The organism is Sphaerisporangium sp. NPDC049002 (assembly GCF_040649355.1).
Taxonomy (GTDB): domain Bacteria; phylum Actinomycetota; class Actinomycetes; order Streptosporangiales; family Streptosporangiaceae; genus Sphaerisporangium.
Window position 1 is genome coordinate 1 of record NZ_JBEZFH010000322.1, and the last position, 5,901, is coordinate 5,901.

Here is a 5,901-nt window from a genome sequence, read left to right on the forward strand (position 1 = left end):
CGGCGATCCTGCTGTTCCTCGTCCTCGCCGTCACCGACCTCGGCAACAACTCCCCGGCCGCGAACCTGGCGCCGTTCGTCGTCGGCCTCATCGTGCCGGCGTGCCCAGCTCGTCTACCAGAACCCGTACGCGTCGCTCGACCCGCGCTTCACGATCAGCGAGGTGATCACCGAACCGTTGCGCGTGTTCCGCGTCGGCGACCGGGCTTCCCGGCGGGCGCGCGCCCGCGAGCTCGTCGACCGGGTCGCGCTGCCCGCCTCGGTGCTCGCGCGCTGGCCCGCGGAACTGTCCGGTGGGCAACGCCAGCGGGTCGCCGTCGCCCGGGCCCTGGCGCTCTCCCCGGACCTCGTGGTCTGCGACGAGCCTGTCTCCGCGCTGGACGTCTCGGTGCAGGCCCAGGTCCTCGAACTGCTCGCCGAACTGCAGGCGGCAACCGGCGTCGCGTACCTGTTCATCTCCCACGACCTCGCCGTGGTGCGGCAGATCGCCCACCGGGTGGCCGTCATGCGGGCCGGCCGGATCGTCGAGATCGGCACGACCGGCGAGCTCTTCGACCGCCCGGCCCACGCCTACACCCGCGAGCTGCTCGCGGCCATCCCCGGCGGGCGGTACGCCTGACCACCGCGCACCCCACCCGCTCAGCGGCCCCGGTCCACCGGACCCGCCGGACCACCCACCCTCGACCCCCAGAGGACGGCGCCCTTCGCCCCGGACCTGCCCACCTTCGGCGCGCAGGGGACCGTGAAGCCGGACCACACCGGGCGACCTTGCGCGAGAAACCCGGCTTCGAACCGCCGGCCGATCGCCCCGCGCCGACCTGACGCGGGCGGGCCACGCCCCACCGGCCCCGAACGACCGCGAAGCGGACGCTAGACCTAAAACCTACATGACAAGTAGGGTTTGGAGCGGCTCCAGTGCTTCGATTCTCGAAGGTATCCCATGTCAAACCTGTCGCAGTTCAAGCTGGCCGGCCCCGTCGACACCACGACCTACGGGGAGTACCGCATCACCCGCAGGGCCGACGACCCCCGCCCGCTCTACCGATTCACCGGGCGGATCACCGAGGACGGCCCGGCCGGCTTCACGCCGCGCGCCGGCCGGTACCACCTGTACGCGGGCTGGTTCTGCCCGTGGTCGCAGCGGGTGACGATCGCCCGTGCCCTCGCCGGCCTCGACGACGTCGTCAGCGTCTCGTACGTGGACAACGCACGCGACGGACGGGGCTGGGCGTTCCGCGAGCGGTACGGGCCGGACCCGGTCAACGGCTTCACCCTGCTGCGCGAAGCCTACGAGGCGACGGAGGAGGGCTACGACGGCCACATCTCGGTGCCGACGCTGTGGGACCGGGCCACCGCGACCGTGGTCAGCAACGACTTCAAGGGCATCGGGATCGACCTCGGCACCCTGTTCCGGCACCTCGCCAAGCCGCTCGTGGTCACCTACCCCGAGCGGCACCGCGACGAGATCGAGGAGCTCGACGCCTGGATCGGCCCGGCGGTGAACCACGGCGCCGCCGCGGCGGGCCGGCCCGGCCCGGACGGCGCGCGGGCCCGCGCCGCGCTGCTCGACGCGTTCGCCACGCTCGACGAGCGGCTGGCCACCCGGCGATACCTGGTCGGCTCGACGCTGACCGAGGCCGACATCCGGCTGTGGGTGACCCTGGTCCGCTACGACGCCGGACCCAACGCCCACCGTGCCATCAACCCGGGCCTGCATGAGTACCCGCACCTGTGGGCGTACGCCCGGGATCTCTACACCGTGCCTGCCTTCCGGGACACCACCGACTTCGGGTCCTTCACGGTGCCCGGCGCCGAGACACCCGACTGGCACGCCCAGGCCCCCCGCCCGGCCTGACCACCGCCCCCCGGTGATCGAGGTCGGCCCGGCGCGTCCAGGTACGGATCGACCGCGTCATCCGGCGCCCTGGAAGATGAGGTTGTCCGTCAGGGTCACGGTGCCTGTGACCGGGTCGACGTTCCTGTCCTCGGTTATGAGGAAGGCGGCGAGGAGCGCCTTGCCGCTCCAGCCGACGTGCGCGACACCGGCGTTCGGGTAGGTGATCGACACCGTGTGGTGCTTGCCGTCCAGGCCGGTCAGGTCGACGGTGCAGTAGAGGTCGTAGGTGACCACCTGACTCGGCGGGGGCACGGGCAGGGCGACCTTGGCCTCGATGCCCTTCGGGGTCGCCACCGTGGTGCCGCTGGGCTGATGGACCACTTTCCAGTCGACCGAGTTGACCGTGGTCCCGGCGGTCGTGGACCCGAGCTTCATGGTGAGGATCGGGTTGGTCAGTTTCCAGGTCAGTGACTCCTCGCCGTAGCCGGTGGCGCGCACGACGGTGGCCGGAGCCGGCTGGCCGCTGTGGAAGGTCCACGAGAAGCCGGTGTTGGTCGCGGCGACGTTCTGGCCGTTGATCCAGACCCGCCCGTCGACCAGGGAACCGGAGGCGGCGTTCTTGGCGATCACCTTCACCGTCTGGGTGCTGTCGACCGTGACCGGGTCCGGGTCGGTGGACAGCGTCATCTTGCCCATCGTCACGGGCACGTCCGAGCCGGTCATGGAGCTGGTGCACAACTCCTGGGCCGCGTGTACGTAGTCGGGCCGTCCCGAGTCCGCGATGCGCAGTTGCCCGGCCGGGACCGCGACCGTGGTGGAGGTGGCCTCGCGGGCGGCTCGCCACACACCGTTGACATAGCCGGGTCCACGTAGTGCTGTTTTATCTGGAGGGTCGTGCCGACGCCGAACGGGCCGGTGCGGCCCTTGTCCAGCAGGACCGAGACCTGCGTCCAGTCCGGCCAGTCGGCGACCGCCTCCCCGACGGTGACGCCCCCGTACCGCACGGCCACGGTCGCCCCGGGGGCGGCGCCGGTCACCACCAGCCAGTCCATGCACGCGTGCACCAGACTCGCGCAGTACACCGCGCCCAACGGCTTCGGGGCGGCCTGCACGGGTTCCGGCCGGGACGGTTCCCCGCGAGTACCGGTGGCCGTCTGCGTCGCCGTGAGCCGCTTGTCCGCCGACAGGCCGAGCCCGCCCACGGGAATCAGAGTGACACCGTCGGCGCTCGCGGGGACCGAGGCGATCGGCGCTCCTTCGGCGAAAAGGTTGACCGTGCTGCCGTAGTGGGCGTTGTCGACCCGCACACTCGGGCTGATGACGGTCACCGGACCGATGATCTTCGGTGCCGCGAGGATCTCCTCGGCGTCTGCCCTGGGTGTCCCCGTGAAGGCGCCGAGGGCGGTGCCCGCCGCCGCGGCCAGGGCGGCGTTCCTGCCGAGCCGCAGGGCACCACGCCGGCTCATTTCCGTTCCGGAACCCTGCCCGCATCCGCAGGGGCTTACGGGCCGCTCGTCGGTCATCGGCTCTCCAGATCGCCAGAGTGCTCCCGTCGTCCTCAGGATGAGCGGCCGGACGAATCCGAGGAAGGCCCAGGTTTCCGGGCGCGAACGGCGACACCCCGGCCCACCGCCGCGGACGCTTCCGGGTCGGAGCGGAGCCGGGGGCGGGGGCCGTGCCCGTCGAGGCCGTCGAGGCCCTCCGACCAGCATGGCCGGCCTTACCGGGGATCGGATCGACCACTTGGGCGCCACATCGTGCCGCGTCCGGGCGATGTGTCAGGCGTTCGTGGCGCGCCGGGCGCGGAGAGCCCGGAGCTTGTGGCGGTTGCCGCAACGCTCCATCGCGCACCAGCGCCGCGCGCCAGGGCGGGAAGAGTCCACGAACACCATCGGGCAGCCGTCGCTCGCGCACTCGCGGATGCGCCCCGAGAGCGGCCCGGACAGCAACTCGATCATCTCCCGCGCCAGCGTCGACAGTGCTTGCGCGGCCCGCACCGGCGGCGCCCACCCCGCGGTCGTACCGTCGGCGGCGAGCTCGGGGACCAGCGGCGCCGGGGCCGAGGCCTGGTTGATGGTCGCGACCGCCCCGGCGGGGAGAGGGCGGCGCGCCGCCCGGGCGTGCGCCGCGTCCCAGATCGCCTGGCGGAGGGCCTTGGCAGCGGTCAGCTCCCGGGCCGTCACAGGGACCGTCATGACCACAGACAGTGGCGGCTGAGCCAGCCATTCGCCCAGGTCGGCAGGCACGTGGAGGATCTCGAACACCGCGTACCGGCCCTCGCCGCCCGTGTGGGCGAAGTCCAGGCATACGGCGCCGGCGTCGAACCAGAACGACCCTCCCTTGGGGTCGTACAACATTCTCCCCGTTGCGTTCGCGCGCATGAAACCACTATAAGTGGTGCCGTGTGAAACCACTAATACCGGTGTCACGGGGCAGAGGAGGACGAGATGAGCACACGGCACATCAACCCCGAGGGACTCCATCGCAGCCCGGCCTTCAGCCAGGCCGTGGTGGTCGAACAGCCTACGAAGACGATCTACATCGGCGGGCAGAACGGCGTCGACGCCTCTTGGGGGGCTTATTCGGCCACGTCGAACAAGCGAAAGCCCTCAGCCTGAATCGCTTCCGGCCGAGGGCTTACGTCTCTCGCGACGGATCATGACGTTTCACGGCTCAAGACGCACGTCGCGCCTCAGGTCAGAACGGCCAAGCGGCGTTCTTTCCCGCTTCGAGGCGGAAATGGCCCCAGAGGACATGAACGCGGAGGTGTCCACGCCGTACCGGGACGTCCAGTAGGCCAACACCTCGCCGGGCTCGTCGGCACGCTGAAGAACCGACGCGACGAGCTGCCGGTTGCCCCCTGCAGTCCTGCGGCGAGACGCGCCTTGACCGCCTCCAACGCGGCGACGATCGGGGCCGACCGCATGTTGCCCTCACCGCGGAGCCACGGGAGGAACCGGGACAGCCACTCGAAGCCCTCCACCGCCACCTGGTGGACGAGACGGCGGAACCGGTCGTCGCGGTGGTCGGCCCTCTCGTAGAAGGTGTCTTCCCCGACCATGTTGGACACGGCCAAGAGAAAAAGCTCACTTAGCGTTCCCCACAGTATCGGTTCCCGTGAGGAGTCACATCTGGATTTAGGGTGGGCCGGAGTTGTCAGCGCTCAACTCCGGGCCGTGTGAGCTGACGCGGGCTCGGTCGGCGCCCTGCGCGGCGACGCCCGGCCCCTCGCGTGCGGCGAAACGCGTCAGCTCAGGCCGAAATGTGGCAGGCAGGGCTCCAGACCGTGAAGCCCGATGGGGATCGGGCTCGTGAACGTGTCCTTGTTCAAGCGCAGACGCTGGGCGATGGCGCGACGGCCGCGCACATTGTGGACCGACAGGCCATCGGGCTGGTAACCGAGTTTGCGGGAGACGGCCAGCGAGGCGCCGTTGTGCTCGAAAGCGGCAGAGATCGCTGACAGAGCGCCAAGACCGGTGAAAGCCAAATGGAGAACGGCGGCGCGCATCTCGGTGCCAAGGCCATGCCCTTGACAAGAACGACCGAGCCAGGAGCCCGTATGCACCTCGCGGGTGACGGCGAAGTCGGTGGCGGACAAGTCCTGGAACACCGATGGCCCGTCCGTCGCGGATGACGGCGAAATTGCAGCACCAGCGTTCGGGCCGCCACCGGGCGATCTCGCCGAGGTTGGACAGGACGACGTTTCTCGGGAGTTCGTCGCTCGGGACGTCGGTCCACGGTGGGACGAAGGGCATCACTTCGGGGTCGTGGATGCCCTCAGCCGCCTGATCGGCCAGCTGATGGAGGTCCTCCAGTGTGGGCAAGCGCAGTTCCAGTCGGGGCGTGGTCAAACGCAGCTTGAATAGAGGCCAGTGATCGGGCATGGATACAGACTGTCCAAGACGCTGCAAGGGCGGCAAGAAGCCCTCTTGAGAATCACGCGATGACGTCATGCGACCGCGGGCCCGAGCCCTCCCTGCCAAAATAGACAGAGGTAGCAAACAGGTATAAAACTCTGTGTCGAGGGTGGGTAAGGAGACATCCGTTCGTGGGAGCAAGCAAGCC

General features: G+C 69.9%; 8 protein-coding genes. 4 read left to right on the forward strand and 4 right to left on the reverse strand.

What is annotated here, in order from left to right; translation table 11 throughout:
- On the forward strand, nt 1-618 hold a 618-nt coding region (locus tag AB0B89_RS34320), incomplete at its 5' end, for an ATP-binding cassette domain-containing protein (protein WP_358561276.1).
- Between the two features lie 321 nt (nt 619-939).
- A complete protein-coding gene (locus AB0B89_RS34325; protein WP_358561279.1) occupies nt 940-1,854 on the forward strand; it encodes a glutathione S-transferase C-terminal domain-containing protein in 915 nt (304 codons plus the stop codon).
- Between the two features lie 57 nt (nt 1,855-1,911).
- Here the strand turns inward: AB0B89_RS34325 and AB0B89_RS34330 are convergent, their stop codons facing one another.
- The 3 genes from AB0B89_RS34330 to AB0B89_RS34340 all read right to left on the reverse strand — a co-directional run bounded on the left by AB0B89_RS34330 (nt 1,912) and on the right by AB0B89_RS34340 (nt 4,217).
- On the reverse strand, nt 1,912-2,559 hold the full coding sequence (locus AB0B89_RS34330) for a hypothetical protein (RefSeq protein ID WP_358561282.1): 648 nt from the start codon (nt 2,557-2,559) through the stop codon (nt 1,912-1,914).
- Complete coding sequence (locus AB0B89_RS34335) at nt 2,556-3,302, reverse strand: hypothetical protein (protein ID WP_358561285.1); 747 nt, start codon at nt 3,300-3,302, stop codon at nt 2,556-2,558. Before AB0B89_RS34335 ends, AB0B89_RS34330 begins: the two co-directional genes overlap by 4 nt.
- Nucleotides 3,303-3,614: 312 nt before the next feature.
- Nucleotides 3,615-4,217 (reverse strand): CGNR zinc finger domain-containing protein, encoded by a 603-nt coding sequence (locus AB0B89_RS34340; RefSeq protein ID WP_358561288.1) that lies wholly within the window; start codon nt 4,215-4,217, stop codon nt 3,615-3,617.
- A 66-nt stretch (nt 4,218-4,283) separates the two neighbouring features.
- Between AB0B89_RS34340 and AB0B89_RS34345 the strand changes: the two genes are divergently transcribed.
- Entirely contained in the window at nt 4,284-4,454 is a 171-nt protein-coding gene (locus AB0B89_RS34345) for a hypothetical protein (RefSeq protein WP_358561290.1), read from the forward strand.
- A gap of 629 nt (nt 4,455-5,083) precedes the next feature.
- Here the strand turns inward: AB0B89_RS34345 and AB0B89_RS34350 are convergent.
- Complete coding sequence (locus AB0B89_RS34350) at nt 5,084-5,434, reverse strand: GNAT family N-acetyltransferase (protein ID WP_358561292.1); 351 nt, start codon at nt 5,432-5,434, stop codon at nt 5,084-5,086.
- Here AB0B89_RS34350 and AB0B89_RS34355 point away from each other — a divergent pair.
- A complete protein-coding gene (locus AB0B89_RS34355; protein WP_358561294.1) occupies nt 5,424-5,702 on the forward strand; it encodes a hypothetical protein in 279 nt (92 codons plus the stop codon). The genes AB0B89_RS34350 and AB0B89_RS34355 overlap by 11 nt on opposite strands.
- The last annotated feature ends 199 nt before the right edge of the window (nt 5,703-5,901 follow it).

Bases quoted from the DNA above. Each gene is read 5' to 3' on its own strand.
- AB0B89_RS34325 (WP_358561279.1), top strand. From the start codon at position 940: ATGTCAAACCTGTCGCAGTTCAAGCTGGCCGGCCCCGTCGACACCACG.
- AB0B89_RS34330 (WP_358561282.1), bottom strand. From the start codon at position 2,559: ATGACCGGCTCGGACGTGCCCGTGACGATGGGCAAGATGACGCTGTCC.
- AB0B89_RS34345 (WP_358561290.1), top strand. From the start codon at position 4,284: ATGAGCACACGGCACATCAACCCCGAGGGACTCCATCGCAGCCCGGCC.
- AB0B89_RS34335 (WP_358561285.1), bottom strand. From the start codon at position 3,302: ATGAGCCGGCGTGGTGCCCTGCGGCTCGGCAGGAACGCCGCCCTGGCC.
- AB0B89_RS34340 (WP_358561288.1), bottom strand. From the start codon at position 4,217: ATGCGCGCGAACGCAACGGGGAGAATGTTGTACGACCCCAAGGGAGGG.